The organism is Cytobacillus sp. FSL R5-0377, assembly GCF_038004385.1.
GTDB lineage: Bacteria > Bacillota > Bacilli > Bacillales > Cytobacillaceae > Cytobacillus.
The window spans coordinates 2,890,100-2,909,500 of sequence record NZ_JBBORA010000001.1 but is presented as its reverse complement, the minus strand read 5'-3'; the positions used below and the strand labels follow the sequence as shown (position 1 = coordinate 2,909,500).

Below are 19,401 nucleotides of genomic sequence, written 5' to 3'. Positions count from 1 at the left end.
AACAAATGTTTTCTGACTCAACTACCCTATAACAACTTATTGTTTTAAAATAATTTGTGCTGTATATTCTGGAGTTGCATCAAAAAACTTCTGTTTTAATTGATCAAATTTAATAGTTTGTCCTTTTTTATACTCTTCAATGAATCCAATGACAATTTGCTTATTATTTTCAAGGTTCTCATTGGATTGATTTAGACAACATGCCATAGGGTATTCTTTAAGTATGTTAACTACCGGGTCTCTATTATCATGATATAAATGAATTATTGGTTTACCACTCGCCATATACTCATATATTTTACTAGGCTTTTGTGTAATATCTGTATTTCCAATAGATATTAAAATATCTGCTGCATTTAAAGCACTGTGCGCAGTTTCAACGGATACACTTCCATAGTTAATGATCTGCCTATCACTGCTTTTGGCATATCTATCAACTAGTTTGTTACAGTTTCCCCTAATATACAAATGAAAAATTATGTCTTTCCTCTCTGTCATTAAATTCGATAATAATTCCAAAGTATATTTCGGAGACCGAATTTTGTGATTTAATGCACCAGTATACACAAGGTTAATATTATTTTCATCGTAATTAGCCTTAGCTGCACTCATAATATGACTAAAGGCCGGTATCTCAGAAAATTCTATTTTATTAAGCTGTGCTTCAAAATGAGAGGTAAAATGGTTTTCCCAATCTTTAGTGGCAATTACCTTTTCACACTGCTTTAACATTTTATTTTCTAACTCTAAATGTCTTCGCATCTTTAACCTTTTGTTCCAAGTTGTCCGGTGTAAAGTATCGCTTGAACTAAATTTATCAAGAAGGTATGGCACCACCTTGACCTTATTGTTGTGATACTCTTTATAGTTTAAAGCTGCAACTACACTCTCAAACGGAAAGCAAACTGGAACAATCATGTCTATTGGTTCTTCAATTTTTGATAAAGCATTAACATATTCATTTACAAATGATTTATTGACATTTTCTTTTGTAAAGATCGCATTAAGATATCTTCTTATTTGTATAAGTCGCAAATATATTAAATAATATAGACTTGAAAATTTATTCTTAGAATTTGAAAGCTTATATTTAATCTTATTCCTTACATGATGTTCCCAAGCTTCAATACGATATATCTTCTGAGAGTTATAAATTTCAAAATCAGGTAATCCATTTTGAGTTCTAGCACAAATTACTGATATTTTACTTGTTTCCTTTAATATGTTTATAACCTTTGTTGCACATTGCCCATTAGCTGAACGACATGGAAGGTAGTCACTTAATATAAAAACGATGTGCTTTTTATCCCCCATTATTTTTCTCTCCAATCATATAAAGCCTAACTTTTTTTAAAATTATCTTAATCCAATTCCGATAACGGTATACCATGACAATTAAGAAAATCACGTAAATTAGCAAGGAAGCTATATAGGGAAGCGTAGATGTAATTAATGTAAACATGCCAATATAAACCACTTCATACAAGATCCCTTTATTTGCTTGAATGTTCATAACCTTTCTTAGATATACTTCCGATGCAAGACTTCTCCAACCCATAATAATCAATGTAGACAGAGCAATACTAAATACACTATTAGTAATTAAAAAGAATCCAGGTGCGATAATAATAAAGAAAACTACACTACTCATATTTGCTTTTAACATAGCATTTTCTTTTCTTAAAGCCTTGTAAAAAGTATTATTTAGTAATTGCATCTTAGCTTGGAGCATTATCACACCGAATAAAACATTTAAATATTCTAGCGTATATACGTAATCTGGTAAAAATATTGGTATAAATATTGCTACCAAAAAATAGACAGATGGTATAAGTAAATTCATTTTTTGTAACATACTATTTATTTTTTCAAAGTACCTAGGATAATTCTCAGCATTTAACCTTTTTAGTGTAGGATATGCCAATAAACTAATTGCAGCAATTACAACTAGAATAAGGTTAGTCATCGTAATTCCAAAAGAATAGTATGCAAAATCCTCAATATTCCCTAGCCATTCGACAATAAATCTACCAATACCTAAAACAAGCATACCCATGAGTTGTGCTAACATTAAGCGTATTCCAACTGTCACATTTTCACGGTATTCATTAAACGCTTCACTAAAGCCGACATTATCACCAAACCATAGATTACAACAGGTTAATACCATCAAAATAACAACAATAGATTTAGCTATGAAATCAAGAAGAACAAAGAATTCAAAGTTTGCAAAGTTTAGCGAAATTAATAATAGAATGCCAACTATAAAAATTAATTTGGGTAATACAGAGAACAAACTGTATTTTTTCATTCTATTGGTTATTTGAAGAATATAAATGAATACTCCATTGACACCTAATATAAAAATATTAAAACTAACTAAAATTAGTACAAACTGTTTCTGAGAATCCCTTATAAATAAAGCATATGTTGAAACTAAGAGCAGGAAAAATAACAGAATTAATAAATGGATGCGAATTGAACTTCTTAATCTCTTATGAGGTAAATCCTCATATTCATAACTTCCATACTTTAAATAAATTCCATCATTAAACCCCAATGCAAAAACACCCACATACGAGGAATAAAATAAGTATAATTGCCAATACCCAAATTCATTAACGCTCAGAACTGACGGGACTACTAAAGCATTAAAAAATCCAAATGCCAATACTAATATTTGGGAGGATAATACATACTTAAAATTTTTCAGCGACTTAAGAATTGTAGAATTCATATTTATTTAAAATACGAATGATTAACTCAGTTATAGTGAGGATAAACATTCTTTCTCCTTTTTGTAACATTTTTATATATCCATATTCCATTTAAACCTAAAAAGGCCATAAACATTGCAGGTGTAGACATAATCTGATTATTAGCTGGGAAATAAAAGAAGCTTATAACCAGTAAACAAAAAAGCACGGAAGTGATTGGATCTTTATATACAAGCGATTTATAGTAAACAATTGCAAAATATTTACCAATAAAATACATTAATACTAGAACACCTAGATAAGTAAAGTCGTTAGCTAACCATGAATATATACTATGCCAATTAAGTAATGGCTTCCACCCCTTATATTCAACCCTTGATTGATAAGTGTATTTCCAGAAGTCCATATCCAAAAGTTGTTCCGCATTTACCAACAAAAAATATGAGTTACCAATACCAAACATAGGAATATATGGTTCGTCAAAAGTAAGAGAGAGCCCATAGTAACCTTGTGTTAGATATAAAGTTGTATATACCATCAAAGATTTTATATTTTCCGGTACTAGTTTCATTAGGGGAGACTCCAAGTTTATAGGTGTATAATTCGTAATAGCTGAAATTGTATAATAGTTTTCGTTGACTCTTGAAGAAATATTGTTATTAAATATGGCAAGCCCTATAATTATTAGTAATGCAGTAATTACAATAATTCTCAAACGTTTATTTCTTCTTTTTACATCTCGAGTTACTTTTTCATACCTTCTTTGCATCTGCTTCAAGAAAATTACGGAAAAAATGATTAATATTAAATCTATGACCCCTTTATTTGTACCAATTGATATCCACCGTATAACTTCAAAAATAATTGTTAAAATTACTAAAACTTTGTTAGTAAAACCTAATTTTTTATAATAAATTAACGATAAAGGCAAAACAGGCCAAAGTATTGGAGACAATAGAGTATACAGAGGTGCTAACATATTCCCCCCAAAAACTTTATCGTTTTGAAATTTCGAATTATATTGTGCTCCTGCGTCTGTTATACCGTTTATAAAATTATTTATTATCATATCGATTGAAAAAGAAGATAGACCTAAGGACCTAATTAAAAATAATAAATTGATGATTAAATTTACTATTATTAATATAGATAGCCATTTTACAATTGTTGAATGATCTAGAATATTTTTAGGAATACTATTTTCTCTAAGTTTACCCTTTCTATACATTCTTTTTATATTTATAGAAAAACCCACATAAATGAGTGCATGTGTTAAAAATAAAAACGAATAAAGTATAACTGGACTTTGAGTTTTCCACTCCATCGGCCCCCATATATATAAAATTAATAATCCTATAAAATAGAACATCAAAAATGATATAGGTCTGTAAAATATAGCTCTATTTCCCGAATACCTCGTTACTTTTTCCATACAGAATACCAGCCTCCCTCTATCTCTGTTTATATCTTTTTTATCTTAGTCATTTACTGAATTACCATTCGAATGGTTCTTAATATAAACAGAATATAAGCGCTAAGATCAATACCCATTTTCTTAGAATTAATTGACACTGATCTTAACACTTATCCCCAGATTACATTGAAATATATATTTACTAATATACTAATTTAAAAGAGGGTATAAACAACGCTACACCCCCTTTATCATTAACTTTTTCTTGCGCTTAATTTAAACAAAACATATGGAAACACATATAACAATTTTGAAATAAATTCAATATTTTTTTCACTTATAATGGTTTTACTTTTAGTAACAGAACAAACTCTACTCAAAATACTAGTAATTCTATATGCTAAAACAACTAAATTTGGCAGCTTTTTTATTATCATCGTGTCCTTTTTTATTTCCTTCCAAGTTGAAGCCCTATCCTTGAGTTGAACTTCTGCTCTAAAACCCGCATTTCTTCCACGTATTCTAAATTTGGAATATATACCAGGAAGACTTCCTAAAGGGTACAACTTAGCAATCTGCTTATAGAAACCTACATCTTGTCCATAACGCATATCAAGAGGAAAAAATATATTGTTATCTATAAGTATTTTCTTCTGGACCACAACACATGATGTTTGTACTTTAAAAGAAATAAAACAATCTTTATAGACATCACCAGTATAAATACTTGAATCAATAATTTTCTTCTTTGAACTATTTTCCCAAAACATTTCATACGAGTGTTGACTCCAAACGTAACCTTCTGTCTCCATATAACTAATCTGCTTTGATAACTTACTTGAAAACCATATATCATCAGAATCCAAGAATGCTATATATTTTCCAGTAGACATTTCAATACCTAAGTTCCGTGCAGATGCAGGACCCCCGTTTTCCTTATTAATTACTCTAATATTAATATCATATATTTCTTCTATATCAGAAATATCCTCTTTAGAGCCATCATTAATTACTAAAACTTCTATATTCTTATAAGTCTGACCTTGAACACTGCTAAGCGCTTCTTTTAGCCATCCCGCCTCTGCATAAAATGGTATAACAACGCTTACTAACGGTTGTTCCATACTAATTTTCCCTCCAAACAACCCTCTTCACATAATCTGTATATGATAATAAAATCCTTAGTACTTTATCAGATACATTTGGCATATTATAATCCTCTACAAGTCTCAATGTTTCTTTACCTTGTGTCCCCAAAATTTCAAGACCTTGTAAAATTCTTTCTCTCTTTAGCCCAACCATCATAACAGAAGACTCTTCCATAGCCTCTGGTCTTTCATGCGCTTGTCTAATATTAAGAGCTCTAAACCCAAGAATAGATGATTCCTCACTAATTGTTCCACTATCACTAAGAACTGCTTTCGCCTTGATTTGGAGTTTCACATAATCATTAAAACCTAAAGGTTTCATAGTTTTCACTAAAGAATTGAACTCAACACCTTTATTTTCAATCATTTTTCTTGTTCTTGGATGGGTACTCACAATTACGGGCATTTTATATTTTTCCGCAATCGCATTTAAGCTATCAACCAAATTCATAAAATTGACTTCTGAATTTATATTTTCCTCTCTATGAGCTGATACTACAAAGTAATTACCCTCTTTTAAGTCTAATCTTTCTAATACATCGGAAATCTCAATATCAGCTGTTCTAGAGTTAAGAACTTCAAACATAGGGCTTCCAGTTTTAATAATTCTATCTGAAGGAAAACCTTCTCTAAGAAGATATTCTCTAGCTATATCACTGTAAGTTAAATTAATATCAGCTGTATGATCAACTATTTTACGATTGGTTTCTTCTGGTACCCTTTGGTCAAAACATCTATTACCTGCTTCCATATGAAAAATCGGAATATGCCTTCTTTTAGCTGCAATTGCAGTTAAACAGCTGTTTGTATCACCAAGGACCAAGAAAGCATCTGGTTTTACCTCTTCAAAGATTGGATCTATTTTAACCAAAATATTACCTATAGTTTCTACAGCTGTTCCTGTAGCTGCATTAAGAAAATAATCTGGTTTCTTTAAATTAAAGTCTTTGAAGAAGACATCATTCAATTCATAATCATAATTTTGTCCAGTATGAACAAGTATATGTTCAACTGCATTTGATTCTTCTAATTTATTTATAACAGCAGACAGTCTTATAATTTCAGGTCTAGTACCAACGACTGTCATAACTTTTAGTTTTTTCATAATTTATACCTCCACGAAATAAGTGTCCGGCTTTTCTGGATCGTAACATTCATTTGCCCACATAACCGTTACGAGGTCATTTACCCCTACGTTTACAATTGAATGTGTATATCCAGTTGGAATATCTACGACCTTTAACCTTTCCCCACTTACTCTATATTCAATAATTTCTTCAGAGTCTATTTTTCTAAAGCGGATTAAACCTTCTCCACTTACCACTAAAAACTTCTCGTTTTTAGTATGATGCCAATGGTTCCCTTTTGTAATTCCAGGTTTTGACACGTTTACTGAAACTTGTCCTCGTTCAGGTGTTCTCATAAACTCTGTAAAAGAGCCTCTATGATCGGAATTCATTTTAAGATCATAAGAAAACTGTTCTTCTGGTAAAAAACTTAAGTAAGTACTATAAAGCTTTTTAGTTAAAGCATCCTCCATATTAGGTATGCTTAAATTTGTTCTGCTTTCTTTAAAGCTCTTTATTAGATCCGCTAAATCTCTAAGTTTAATTTTATGTGTTACAGGTACAATACAGAAATCACCCTGAACAGTTGGTCTTCCCTTTAGAGCCCTAATAAACTCTTCTAATACATCATCTATATAAGAGAGATTAAGCTCTGCATCCGGGTTGCTAATCTGTACATCTAAGCCACTAGCAATATTATGACAAAAAGTGGCTACCACTGAATTATAGTTTGGTTTACTCCACTTACCAAATAAATTTGGAAGTCGATATACATATACTTTAGCATCAGTCTCATAATAATAATTTAATAATAAATCCTCTCCAGCTTTCTTACTTCTACCGTACGAATTCTCCATTTCTGCTTGAATAGAAGAAGTTAAAAGCACAGGGGCCTTATTATTATGTTTCATTAATAATTCTAGTAATTGAGAAGTTAAACCAAAATTACCTTCCATAAATTCCTTTTCATCTTTCGGTCGGTTAACTCCAGCTAAATGAAAGACAAAATCACATTCTTTTGTATATTTTTCAAGTAGTGAAGAATCACTTTCCCTAGTAAACTCAAATATATCGTTAAACCCATTGTTTTTAAGCTCAGCTATAAGGTTTTTCCCTATAAACCCTTTTGCTCCTGTAACAAGAATATTCATTATTAAAAACCATCCTTTAATTCATAACGTGAACTTTTTTATTCCACTCTTTTAATTCGTTTTGCACGTAATCTAATTCAAGTAGTTTTTCTTTAATTTGTTCAATAGTAAGGATTTGTGTATTATCCGAATTATATTCTTCTACACTAGTAAGCTTTTGATCTCCCTCTGCAAAATACTTATCATAGTTTAGATCTCTTTGATCAGCCGGAACTTTATAGAAACCAGGTAAGTTCTCTGCCTTTACGTATTCCTCTTTGGTAAGAAGTGTTTCATAACGTTTTTCTCCATGACGGGTTCCAATAATTTTTATTTCATTATCTGCTTTAAATAATTCTTTTACAGCTCGAGCAAGGTCTCCGATAGTGCTAGCCGGGGATTTTTGCACCATAATATCTCCTGCCTCAGCATTATGAAATGCAAACACTACTAATTCTACTGCTTCTTCTAAACTCATAAGAAATCTTGTCATATTAGGATCTGTTACTGTTAAAGGCTGACCGTTTTTAATTTGTTCAATAAATAAAGGTATAACCGATCCACGTGAGGCCATAACATTACCATACCTAGTTCCACAAATTAGTGTTCTATCTGGAGCAACAGTTTTCGATTTAGCAACAAATACTTTTTCCATCATTGCTTTTGAAATCCCCATTGCATTAATTGGATAAGCTGCTTTGTCTGTAGAAAGACAAATAACTTTTTTCACTCCATACTCAATTGCAGCTGTTAATACATTATCTGTACCTACTACATTAGTTTTTACAGCTTCAAGAGGAAAGAACTCACACGATGGAACTTGTTTTAATGCTGCTGCATGAAAAATATAATCTACACCGTGCATTGCATTTTTTACACTCGCTAAATCTCTTACATCTCCAATATAAAACTTTAACTTATCATTTTTATAATATTTCCTCATATCATCTTGCTTTTTCTCATCACGAGAAAAAATACGAATCTCTTTTATATTAGTATCCAGAAATCTTTCCATTACAGCATTACCAAAGGAACCTGTACCACCTGTAATAAGTAAAATTTTATCTTGAAACATCTTTATCCCTCCAAATTAATCAAGGTGTTATCTAACACTGATATGAATTTTTCCTTATTATAGTTATTAATATAATAGTCATATGAATTCTTAGCCATTTTTTCCTTTTTATCACTATCACAAAATTGAATTATTAATTTTGCTAATGCTTTATAATTCTCAGCTTCACAACAAAAGCCACAGTCAGCCTCTTTAATTACACGACTACCCTCACCATTAATTGATGCTATTATTGGTTTTCGTGCTGCCATATAAGACTGCACTTTACCTGGTAAAGTATATGAAATAGTCGTATTATCTTTTAATGTTAGTAACATTGCATCTGCCATACCATAAAACTTTGGCATTTCACTTACAGGTTTCCTTCCGTAATATATAATGTTTTCAAGCTCTAATTGGTTGCTTAATTCCTTACATTCTTCTAACTTTGATCCGTCCCCTACTATATGAAAAATCAAATCAGTCCGCTCGCGTAACTCATTAGCAGCTCTTACTATCGTTTCTACGCTCTGCATATCTCCGATATTTCCAGCAAAAACAAAGTTACATTTACCATTTTTCGGAACCTCGGCACTTTTGATAAATAAATCTTCTGCATATTGTGGTAAATAAATAATTTCTTTTTTCACCACTCCTAATGTGCAGTTAAAATAGTCCTTGAACATAATAGATGTAACTGCTATTGAATCAACTGAATTATAAATCCACTTTGATAGTTTCATAAAGAGCTTGTATCCAAATGAATTTTCACTAATACCACCTGCAGCTAAACTAGCTGGCCATAAGTCAAGGCAATACAGCAAGACCTTTTTCTTATGTTTCCTTTTATAAACTATTCCTGGAATTCCCATCATAACAGGGGATAGCTGATTTACTAAAACAACATCAAATTTTTCTTTCATAAATAGTGCCTTCAAAGATCCTGACACTATAAAACTAAAATAATTTAAGAAAAGTTTTAATTTATTATTTCCTCTGCCAATTTCAAAACTTCTAATTACTTTTACACCGTTTAACACCTCATGTCTCCTATTACCTTTTCGATACTCATCAGGCACCCGCCCCTCAGGATAATTTGGAAGACCCGTTAAAACAGTAACATCATGACCTATCTTCACAAGTGATTCACATATATCAGAGATTCGAAATGGTTCCGGATAATAATATTGACAAACAACTAGTATTTTCATCCTTTTATGCTCCCAACTTTATGGGGCTATTCCCAAATTAATCTTTAAGCTTCTTTTACTTTTCTTTTGAACTAGCAATCACTTTCTTTCCCGTTACTCCAGTTCCACCTTCAACAACACCATCACTTTTCACTACACTAATAATGGTACTGAAAAAACATCTAACATCCATCAAAAAACCAATCTTCTTCACATACTCTCCATCCAATTTAGCCTTAATCTCAATAGGCAGTTCATCCCTGCCATTAATCTGTGCCCAACCAGTCAGTCCAGGCGGGACATCGTTAGCACCATACTTATCCCGTTCAGCAATCAAATCGTACTGATTCCAAAGTGCTGGACGAGGACCAATAATACTCATTTGTCCAATAAAGATATTCCAAACTTGTGGGATCTCATCTAGTGAAGTCTTTCTCAAGAACTTTCCCATTTTTGTAATGTACTGATCTGGGTTTACTAATAGATGAGTTGGAGTATCCTTTGGAGTATCAATTCTCATAGTACGGAACTTCAAGATATTAAAATAGGTTTTATGAAGACCTACACGCTTTTGTTTGAATAACACTGGACCTCTTGATTCCAATTTGATAGCTATGATAAGAATCAAAAAAATAGGGAATAAAACAACTAGTGCAATAAAGGAAAGAACGATATCTATCCCTCTTTTAATCACCATATACATTTCAGTTACACTCCTTAAGTTCTTTAGTAAATTAGTACCGATACTCATCTTCCGATCAACTACTAAACCACTAAAGTTGTTATCTATATCAGATAGCCACCTCATTACCACTATGCAACACACTTACGCAAAATTACCCCTATTTTAAATATATTTCATATAGAAACCTAAGTCAGTATGGTACTGCCAAATGGACGAAATCAATATATTCCTATGTTTATGGGTTTTCGTAGATTAAATACTATATGTTGTGTTAATTCATGTCTGATTACTTTCCTTGTGATATTCATTCAATCTACCAAGTAAATACAAAATACATATACACCTCATATACACCAAAACCGAGTTTTTTCCTAATTTTATTAACAATCAGAACTCAGAGACCATCTGGCTCCTTCCTAAACTATATAAGAAAATTCCCCACAAAAAATTAAAACCATTGGCAAGCCAACCACGCCACACTCCAACGTGTATAAGGTCCTTCACCCACAGTATAGCCGAGTGCCTTCTTTGATAAAGGCAAGAAGACATCACCTTTGTGCAAAACATAAAAACTCTAGATACACCGATTGAAAAAGGTGTATCTAGAACTTCACTATAATCCCCTTGGATGAATTTCTTATTTAGCTATCGATGATCTTTAACTCACTTAGCCTCTCATCCATAAAACGAATCAGCTCATCCTTCAAATCTTTATCTTTCAGGGCCATCTCAATCGTCGTTTTAATAAACCCAAATTTCTCCCCAACATCATAACGAACACCTTCAAAGTCATAAGCAAACACACGCTGGATCTGGTTCAGTTTCTGAATCGCGTCAGTCAGTTGCACTTCTCCGCCTGCTCCTAGCTCTTGCTGTTCAAGGAACATAAAAATCTCTGGAGTTAAGATATACCGCCCCATAATCGCCAAATTAGAAGGAGCAGTCCCTTGCTTCGGTTTTTCTACAAAGTTATTCACCTGATATCTGCGTCCACTTTGTTCAGAAGGGTCAATAATACCATATCTATGTGTCTCTTCCGGTGACACTGTTTGCACCCCAATCACCGACGAAAGTGTTCTTTCATATTCATCCATCAACTGTCGCAAACAAGGGTTATCACATTGAACAATATCATCCCCAAGCAGCACAGCAAACGGTTCATCCCCAATAAACTTCCGTGCACACCACACAGCATGGCCAAGACCTTTGGGTTCCTTTTGTCGAATATAATGAATATCAACCTTTGAAGTCTCTTTTACCTTTTCAAGCAAATCAAATTTCTGCTTTCGGATTAAGTTATCCTCAAGTTCAAATGAAAAATCAAAATGATCCTCAATCGCCCGTTTTCCTTTTCCTGTCACGATAATAATATCCTCAATCCCCGATGCCACAGCCTCTTCTACAATATATTGAATAGTCGGCTTATCCACAATCGGCAGCATTTCCTTAGGCATTGCCTTCGTAGCAGGTAAAAATCTTGTCCCTAATCCAGCTGCTGGAATAATCGCTTTACGGACTTTCTTCATTTTATCTTCCCCTCTCATTTCGCAATGGAAAGTACTTTGTTTTTTTTCCGATTAGCCAAATTCAGTACATACACACTAATCTCACTGTTAGACATTCTGTCAAACTGCTCAATCAGATAATGGACCTCATCTTCCTGATCCAATACTGCCTTCCCAATAAAGATCTTTGGAAACACCGCTTCCTTATGAACTTCTTTTTCATTTAGCAGTTCTTCATACATCTTCTCACCAGGCCTTATTCCTGAATATTCAATCCCAATTTCTTCCTCTTTATATCCAGATAGATTGATGAGGTTCTTCGCCAAATCCACAATCTTAACCGGCTCTCCCATATCAAGCACAAATATCTCACCACCGCGAGCTAACGCACCCGCTTGCAAAACTAATCTTGATGCTTCAGGAATTGTCATAAAATACCTTGTCATATCTGGGTGAGTAACCGTAACAGGCCCGCCTGCCTGAATTTGCTTTTTAAATAATGGGATAACACTCCCTCTGCTGCCCAACACATTCCCAAACCGCACAGCCACAAACTTTGTTGTTTTACTCTGATTATCAAGCTCTTGAATCACCATTTCTGCAATACGCTTTGTAGAACCCATCACATTCGTAGGGTTAACAGCCTTATCAGATGAAACTAAAACAAATGTACCTACACCAAATGTGTCAGCAGCCTCGGCAACATTCTTTGTTCCCAGCACATTATTCTTAACAGCCTCTTTCGGATTGTATTCCATCAAAGGCACATGCTTATGAGCAGCAGCATGATATACAACATCCGGTCTATGCGTTTCCATTACTTCAAAAATCCGATCCCTGTCCTGAATATCTGCCATAACCGGTACAATTTCCATTTCACTTTTGTGCTTATTCCTTAACTCCATATCAATTAGGTAAATGGAGTTCTCCCCATGCCCCAATAAAAGAAGCTTTTCTGGCTGGAACTTGCATACCTGGCGGCATATTTCCGATCCAATCGATCCACCAGCACCCGTGACCAGCACCGTTTTTCCAGTCAACTTCTCTGAGATACTATTGATATCCAGCTTAACTGGTTCACGGCCCAATAAGTCCTCCACCTCAACATCCCGGAACTGATTAACAGATATATTGCCCAGCATAACATCCTCAATCATCGGCATGATGACTATTTTTGCCTTTGTTCCTGAGCACTCTTCAAAGATCCGCTGCATTTCAGTTTTGCTAAGAGAAGGGATGGCAATGACAATTCTATCGATATTTAAAGTTTCCACTGTTTTCGATATATGTTCAGATCCACCCACAACAGGTAAACCATGTATATGTAACCTATACTTTTTCGGGTCATCATCAATAAATGCAACAGGTTTGATTTCGGTATCTTGATTTTTCAGGAGCTGCCTTGCCAGCATAGTTCCAGCAGCACCGGCTCCTACTATTAAGGCACGCTTTTGTTCTATATTCGATTTAACATATCTGTCCCGGTAGACACGCCAGGAGAAACGTGAACCTCCTATTAATAGAACGTGCATCATCCAGGCAAGCATTAAAGCCCGAAAATAAACATCCCCTATTAACAGCTGCTGCATTATCCCTGTTGTCATGATAGATAGAGATACTGCCTTCACAATCGCCACGAGTTCTCCAACACTCGCATATTCCCATGCCTTGTTATAAAGCCTGTAAGCAGATGCAAAGAAATGATGGCTAAGAAGCAGTGTAATAGAGCTAACAAGCAATGTTTCAGACTTAATCCATGCCAGAGTTGGGTGTAGTGTCAAAACACTCACATATATAGCTGATAAAACAATTAATGAGTCCAATAAAACCAACAGTGTAAGCCGCTTTTGGTACGTCAAATAAATAGCCCCCTTCTTAAAACATAGTTCATAATACCTATTTAAATCCCACAATTGACCAGCATTCAGGCAAAAATAAATATCTAATGGGAATACAGGAATGGTCCTGTACTTTCATTAGATATCTATGACATTATCTAATAATATAATGTAAGCGGATTCCCATATGGATACTTTTCACATATTTAGATTGGGGCATTTAACCCCTCCTCACACCATGCTATTGACAACTGTGTGTCTAAGGTGATTTTACACCCACAGCATGGCCGAGTGCCTCCATTGATAAAGGCCAGGAGGCATCGCCTAGTCCTATACAACATGCAATGATTAAAAAATGCCAAGGAACCTTTTGCGCTTAATTCTCTCAGGCAGTTCTTTCATTATATTGCTGTTCTCAACTAGGAGCTCTGCATTCTCTTTGAAAAGATAAACCATATCAGGTCCATATTTAGAATTGACTATGTCCAATGCTTCAGCCATTTTAAACGTGCGATTCTTCACGTTATGAGCATCAGAGGCAATAAAATGAGTTAAGTTAAACTCAATCAGTTGCTCAGAAAACTTTTTAATATTCTTTCCGAAATACCCGCAAAAACTTGAGGCCGTCACCTGTGTTAACGCGCCTTTTTCAACAAATCGATATAATAGATCGGGCTGCTCCATTAACTGCTTATTCCGTTCAGGATGAACTATGATTGGAATGAATCCCTGAAGCTGTATGTCAAACAGGAGTTTTTCAGCATATCTCGGCACATGATTAGATGGAAATTCAATAAAGATATATTGAGAGTGACTGAGGGAGAGAATCTCTCCATTATTTAACCCCTCTACTATTTCTCCATAAATTCGAACTTCCTGTCCTGGAAGAATATCCAATGGAATTGCTGCCTCTTTCAACCTATTATTTAGATCATTAACCGCAAGGATAATTTCATCTTTTGTATTATGATAGGCTTGGTTATGATGAGGAGTGGCAATGATGGAGGAAATCCCCTCTCTGACCGCTTCTTCCGCCATGTCCAAACTGTCTGTAATCGTTTGGGCACCATCATCTAATCCCGGCAAGATATGACAATGTATGTCAATCATTTCTACCACTCCTTTCAATATATGACAAAAATATCCTTCTTCTGTCATGTTACCATTTTAACTTCAATACGGTAAAGGGTGTAATTTGTCGAATCTTGTTAATTCGCACCGTAATAATAGTAATGCTGTGATTCTTTCATTTTCTTGTTGTTTAATACGACTCCTAATAGCTTCCCTTGAGCTGCTTCTAATAGCTCTTTTGTTTTTACCAGTTGATCCTTTTCCGCCTTCCCGCTGCCTGCTACCAGAATGGTACCCTGACATTTATTCGAAAGGATTTGAGCATCTGTTACTGCTAAAACAGGCGGAGTATCAAATAAGATAATGTCGAATTCCTCCAGGGCTGCCTTCATAAAGTAATCCATTGCCTTTGATCCCAGCAATTCAGATGGATTTGGCGGAATTGGGCCACTTGGAAGAATGGATAGGTTTTTCATATCGATCGCCTTAACAGATTCCATAAGCGTCATCTGGTTTGTGAGCACACTTGTTAATCCGCTGGTATTCATTAGGTTAAACGTATAATGCACTGTTGGCTTTCGTAAATCAGCATCGACGAGGAGCACTTTCTTGCCTTGCTGCGCGAAAACCACCGCAAGATTGGCCGTCGTTGTTGACTTCCCTTCTCCCGGACCTGATGAAGTAACCATAATAGTGCGAATCTCTTCATCCACAGATGAGAATTGAATATTTGTCCGGATGGTCCGGTACTGCTCTGAAATTGGAGACTTGGGATCGTTCTTTGTAACAAGCTTCCGCTTATGCTCCATTACTTTCTTCTTTTCTCCCTTTTTAAGAACCAACAGTCTCACCCCTTAACCTTGTTTTGCGGTCGGAACGGCTTCCATTTTCAGCAGTGTCCTCCATTTGGGCTATTACTCCAAGGACTGGAAGACCCACCGTTTTTTCAATATCTTCTTCGTTCTTAACCGAGTTATCAAGATATTCAAGCAAAAACGCTAAACCTACACCAGCCATTAAGCCAACGACTAATGCAATGGCGATATTTAAAAGAGGCTGCGGTTTAACTGGAGCCTGATTTTCGCCTACCTCCGCCTTTGCAAGAATGGTTACATTATTAACGTTCATAATATCTACGATTTCTTTCTGAAACACTTCTGCTGTGGTATTGGCGATATCAGCTGCTCTTTTTGGATCTTCATCCTGAACAGATATATTTACTACCTGCGAGTTTTGTTCACTCTGAACCGTAATTTTCTGGTTCAATTCACCCGTTGTCATATCAAGCTTGAGCTCTTCGTTAACTAATTCTAAAATAGCCGCACTTTTAATAATGACATTATAGGTATTGATCAGCTGCAGGTTGGTTTGAACTTCACCTGCACTATATACACTTTGTTCATCTTTTGCCTGGTTTACTAGAATCTGAGTAGAAGATTGATATATTGGGGTTAGAAAAAAGTAACTGACTATTCCGCTGATCATAACAGCAGCAATCGTAACAGCTAAAATGAGTGCCATTCTCTTTTTCAATGTATGGAATAGTTCTTTTAGACTAATTGTTTCTTCCATTGATATCCTCCTAATAATATGTAAAAACAAAAAGTATTATATCATATTATATTGCTTAATCCGTAAATTTTTGTCATAATTTTAATGAAAATGTAAATAAATTGTTATCACTCATCCTATTTAACTATAAAATGTAATTTTTTGATAGATGCATTTAAAAACTGGAATTTATTACATATACAACCCTATTCCTTTATTGGAGGTTATTATGAAAAAATTATTAATTATCCTTCTTTCCATTTCCTGTGCGGTTGTCCTTTATATAGGAAACTCCCATTGGAAGGAAAAAACGGTTCATTCAACAGAGACAGAAAAGCCAGTGAAAACAGTTACTAAGGCCGAGAATGCATCTAAAAAAGATAAAGCGGCTGATGAAATAAGTATTGATGAGTTTAATAAACTTTCAAAGAATTGGCCTGAAGAAGCTAAGAGAAGATTTGAACAAACGTTCCTAGAAGAAATTCCATTCAAGGTACTGATCGTAGGTTCAGATGCTTTAGGAACAGAAAATGAAGGATGGGCAGCATTAACAAAGGAAAAGCTAGAAAAGGCGTACGGCAATTATATAGAAGTCGGCATTCAAGCCTTTGACGGTACTTCCATGCAGTTCAGCAGTCAGAATCAAGCTTCCGCTATCATTGAGGAGAAAGCTGATCTCGTCCTGTTAGAGCCTTTTACATTAAAGGATAATGGCGAGGTAAGAATTGAGGACTCCCATGCTAATATTTTAACGTGGATTGAAACTGTTAAGACTGACACTCCTTATACTGTGTTTATTCTGCAGCCGCCAAACCCTATTCATGATGCCAGTTATTATCCGCTCCAGGTAGAGGAGTTAAAGAAATTTGCGGAGGCAAACGAGATCCCATACCTGGATCATTGGTCAGTCTGGCCAGATCCACAATCTGAAGAGATTATTTCTTACTTGTCTGAGGATAATGAAATTCCCAGCGAACAAGGACATCAGCTGTGGAGTGATTTCATTACAGATTACTTCATTAATAAATAAAAAATGCAAACCGTTTCGGTTTGCATTTTTTATTTTTAAAATACTTCTCAGACTTGTAGCCTTCCTATACACGACTGCTTTCATGCAACCGCTCAATATTGAAGTATACACACAGTCAGCCTTTTCACTCAATAAAAACATGCAAGTCTCCAGTTCGAAATTCATAACTCATATCGAAATGATCTAGAATTTCCTTTAAAGGAAGACCCTTTATCACTCTCTTTTCAAAAAAAGCAGCTTTGTCTATTTTCAAAATCTCCTGTTTTACTTTTAGGCTTTCTCCTTTGTAAGCTACTTCATATGTTTGTTTATTTTCTTCTTTTACATCCATATCCAGATAATCCCGTACAAACTGAAGATCCACGTATAATTTCCCATCATAGAAAAAGAGAAAGTCTCTATACGAATAAGTCTCATTCTTGTCTGGACGTTCTTCTGCTTTTGATAAATAACGATCTGTTTTTATATTGTCTGAGTATGCATTGAGAATACTCTTTTTCTCTGTAATGGCGTAATTATTGATTTTCCTTCCTTCCGGCGCATTAACCAGGTTATTCACATCAAAATAGTAAATAAATTTAACACGCGGATATAGTTCTGGAAGGTATTTATACATTCTGGTTATCTTTTCAACGGCGAATTCATCATGATGCTGCCCATCTGTAATGGTGTAATTGGTTGCCCCGTACTCGCCAATGACTATGGGCTTTTTATGGCTATAAGTATTGTAGACATAGTCCAATAACCGCAGCGGGTCTTCAAAATCTGACTTTTCCTCGATTTTATCATTATGATAGAACACATTATAAATATTCACGCCGACATAATCGACATATTCATCACCCGGATAGAATTCAGCAATTGTAGATTCCGGCATGGTGAAGACATTCCATAGCATCATGACCTTAGGGGCCTCTTCCTCCATCACATCATGGACCAGTTTCCATTTCTCGATGTATTGCTCGGAATGACCGGAATAAAAAGTCCAGGTTCCGTTCATTTCACTGGCGTAGCGCAAAAGGATTGGAACCTTTAATTCACCTGCATCCTTTGCAAATTGCCTCAAATACTCATTATCCTTCACTTCATCGAGTCCATTATTCGGCTCCCATGCTACCTGCGGGAAGCCGCCAGCCCTGATGACTTCTTCAGCCCACTTCTTGGGAAATGGCTTTCCATACCCGACGTATCTGAAATAGGATGCATGTGTTTTTTCTGCAAGCTTGTTGAATGTGTTCATGCTCGTATTGATATATTCATCCTGCAAAACATAGCCGCCCAGGTAAATGCCGCTTCTTGGTTCATATTTTTCCGCTGGCACATTTTCCTTATGTACAAAAATGGTCGAGCCCAGTTCCTGATCATACGTTTTTTTCACCTGCTCCTCTGGACTTTTAATAGAGATGGTGTTCGTTTGCTTATCATAAAAAAAATCCATTTCAAGCCCCAAATATTTTTCGACAGACTGATCGGGAACATAGATAATGCCGTCTATTAGTTCATATCCGCACATTTCATCCTTAGCCAAATTGCAATCTTGATTTACTCCATTTTTATAAGTGACACTTCTATCCCTATAACTAATGGTTAGTTCATCTTCATTTTCCTCTGTTTTCACTAACGTGATGGCTTTTAAATCAGGCAGGGATATATAGAGGGAACCGTTTTTTTCACCAATAGGATGAAGTAATTTATAATGATTTCCGTCATATACCACATTGTCCGAATAACCAATTTTCATTTCTTCACTGTTATGTTTAATTCTATTCCAGATATCAGCCGGCTCTATAATAATGATTCCAAATAGGCAAATAAGGAACAGCGCAGTTACAACAGATACTACAAGCTTTCGTTTCGACATCATCAGAAATCCTTTCTTTACAAGTAATTGTCCATAAGACCGTTCTGGGCAGTATACCTTTATTCTATCAATGTGCCTGATGGACAGCTGTAAAGATTCTGTAAATTTTTAGAAAATGTTTGTAAATAGGATGTTTCAAT

At 34.8% G+C, this 19,401-nt stretch carries 16 protein-coding genes; 1 reads left to right on the top strand and 15 read right to left on the bottom strand.

Going from position 1 to position 19,401, the window contains the following annotated elements; genetic code table 11:
* Positions 1 to 36 precede the first annotated feature (36 nt).
* From NSQ49_RS14830 to NSQ49_RS14765, 14 genes are all read right to left on the bottom strand, one after another.
* Complete coding sequence (locus NSQ49_RS14830) at positions 37 to 1,314, bottom strand: hypothetical protein (protein WP_251283320.1); 1,278 nt, start codon at positions 1,312 to 1,314, stop codon at positions 37 to 39.
* Positions 1,304 to 2,737, bottom strand: coding sequence for a lipopolysaccharide biosynthesis protein (locus NSQ49_RS14825; RefSeq protein ID WP_341070760.1), 1,434 nt, complete (start codon positions 2,735 to 2,737; stop codon positions 1,304 to 1,306). The genes NSQ49_RS14830 and NSQ49_RS14825 overlap by 11 nt, the downstream gene beginning before the upstream one ends.
* Positions 2,738 to 2,763: 26 nt before the next feature.
* Positions 2,764 to 4,149: a hypothetical protein gene (locus tag NSQ49_RS14820; protein ID WP_251283322.1), complete on the bottom strand. Its 1,386-nt coding sequence runs from the start codon at positions 4,147 to 4,149 to the stop codon at positions 2,764 to 2,766.
* A gap of 236 nt (positions 4,150 to 4,385) precedes the next feature.
* Complete coding sequence (locus NSQ49_RS14815) at positions 4,386 to 5,255, bottom strand: glycosyltransferase family 2 protein (protein ID WP_251283323.1); 870 nt, start codon at positions 5,253 to 5,255, stop codon at positions 4,386 to 4,388.
* 1 nt (position 5,256) lies between these two features.
* Positions 5,257 to 6,384, bottom strand: a complete 1,128-nt coding sequence (gene wecB, locus NSQ49_RS14810) for a non-hydrolyzing UDP-N-acetylglucosamine 2-epimerase (RefSeq protein WP_251283324.1) — start codon at positions 6,382 to 6,384, stop codon at positions 5,257 to 5,259.
* A 3-nt stretch (positions 6,385 to 6,387) separates the two neighbouring features.
* Entirely contained in the window at positions 6,388 to 7,497 is a 1,110-nt protein-coding gene (locus NSQ49_RS14805; RefSeq protein WP_251283325.1) for a capsular polysaccharide biosynthesis protein CapF, read from the bottom strand.
* A gap of 16 nt (positions 7,498 to 7,513) precedes the next feature.
* Entirely contained in the window at positions 7,514 to 8,551 is a 1,038-nt protein-coding gene (locus NSQ49_RS14800; RefSeq protein WP_341070757.1) for a polysaccharide biosynthesis protein, read from the bottom strand.
* A 2-nt stretch (positions 8,552 to 8,553) separates the two neighbouring features.
* Positions 8,554 to 9,741, bottom strand: coding sequence for a glycosyltransferase family 4 protein (locus tag NSQ49_RS14795; RefSeq protein ID WP_251283326.1), 1,188 nt, complete (start codon positions 9,739 to 9,741; stop codon positions 8,554 to 8,556).
* 55 nt (positions 9,742 to 9,796) lie between these two features.
* Positions 9,797 to 10,423 carry a sugar transferase gene (locus NSQ49_RS14790; protein ID WP_251283327.1) on the bottom strand — a complete coding sequence of 209 codons (627 nt, stop codon included), beginning with the start codon at positions 10,421 to 10,423 and terminating at the stop codon, positions 9,797 to 9,799.
* Positions 10,424 to 11,046: 623 nt separating this feature from the next.
* A complete protein-coding gene (gene galU, locus NSQ49_RS14785; RefSeq protein ID WP_251283328.1) occupies positions 11,047 to 11,931 on the bottom strand; it encodes a UTP--glucose-1-phosphate uridylyltransferase GalU in 885 nt (294 codons plus the stop codon).
* 14 nt (positions 11,932 to 11,945) lie between these two features.
* The gene (locus NSQ49_RS14780) at positions 11,946 to 13,769 is read right to left on the bottom strand and encodes a polysaccharide biosynthesis protein (RefSeq protein ID WP_251283329.1); all 1,824 of its coding nucleotides are present in this window, start codon (positions 13,767 to 13,769) and stop codon (positions 11,946 to 11,948) included.
* A 327-nt stretch (positions 13,770 to 14,096) separates the two neighbouring features.
* Positions 14,097 to 14,858, bottom strand: coding sequence for a tyrosine-protein phosphatase (locus tag NSQ49_RS14775; RefSeq protein ID WP_251283330.1), 762 nt, complete (start codon positions 14,856 to 14,858; stop codon positions 14,097 to 14,099).
* Between the two features lie 98 nt (positions 14,859 to 14,956).
* Positions 14,957 to 15,628: a CpsD/CapB family tyrosine-protein kinase gene (locus NSQ49_RS14770; protein WP_251283447.1), complete on the bottom strand. Its 672-nt coding sequence runs from the start codon at positions 15,626 to 15,628 to the stop codon at positions 14,957 to 14,959.
* Positions 15,629 to 15,650: 22 nt separating this feature from the next.
* The gene (locus tag NSQ49_RS14765) at positions 15,651 to 16,391 is read right to left on the bottom strand and encodes a YveK family protein (protein WP_251283331.1); all 741 of its coding nucleotides are present in this window, start codon (positions 16,389 to 16,391) and stop codon (positions 15,651 to 15,653) included.
* Between the two features lie 208 nt (positions 16,392 to 16,599).
* Between NSQ49_RS14765 and NSQ49_RS14760 the strand changes: the two genes are divergently transcribed.
* A complete protein-coding gene (locus tag NSQ49_RS14760) occupies positions 16,600 to 17,400 on the top strand; it encodes an SGNH/GDSL hydrolase family protein (protein ID WP_251283332.1) in 801 nt (266 codons plus the stop codon).
* A 124-nt stretch (positions 17,401 to 17,524) separates the two neighbouring features.
* Here NSQ49_RS14760 and NSQ49_RS14755 read toward each other — a convergent pair whose 3' ends face one another.
* Positions 17,525 to 19,264: a glycoside hydrolase family 26 protein gene (locus NSQ49_RS14755; protein ID WP_251283333.1), complete on the bottom strand. Its 1,740-nt coding sequence runs from the start codon at positions 19,262 to 19,264 to the stop codon at positions 17,525 to 17,527.
* Between the last annotated feature and the right edge of the window lie 137 nt (positions 19,265 to 19,401).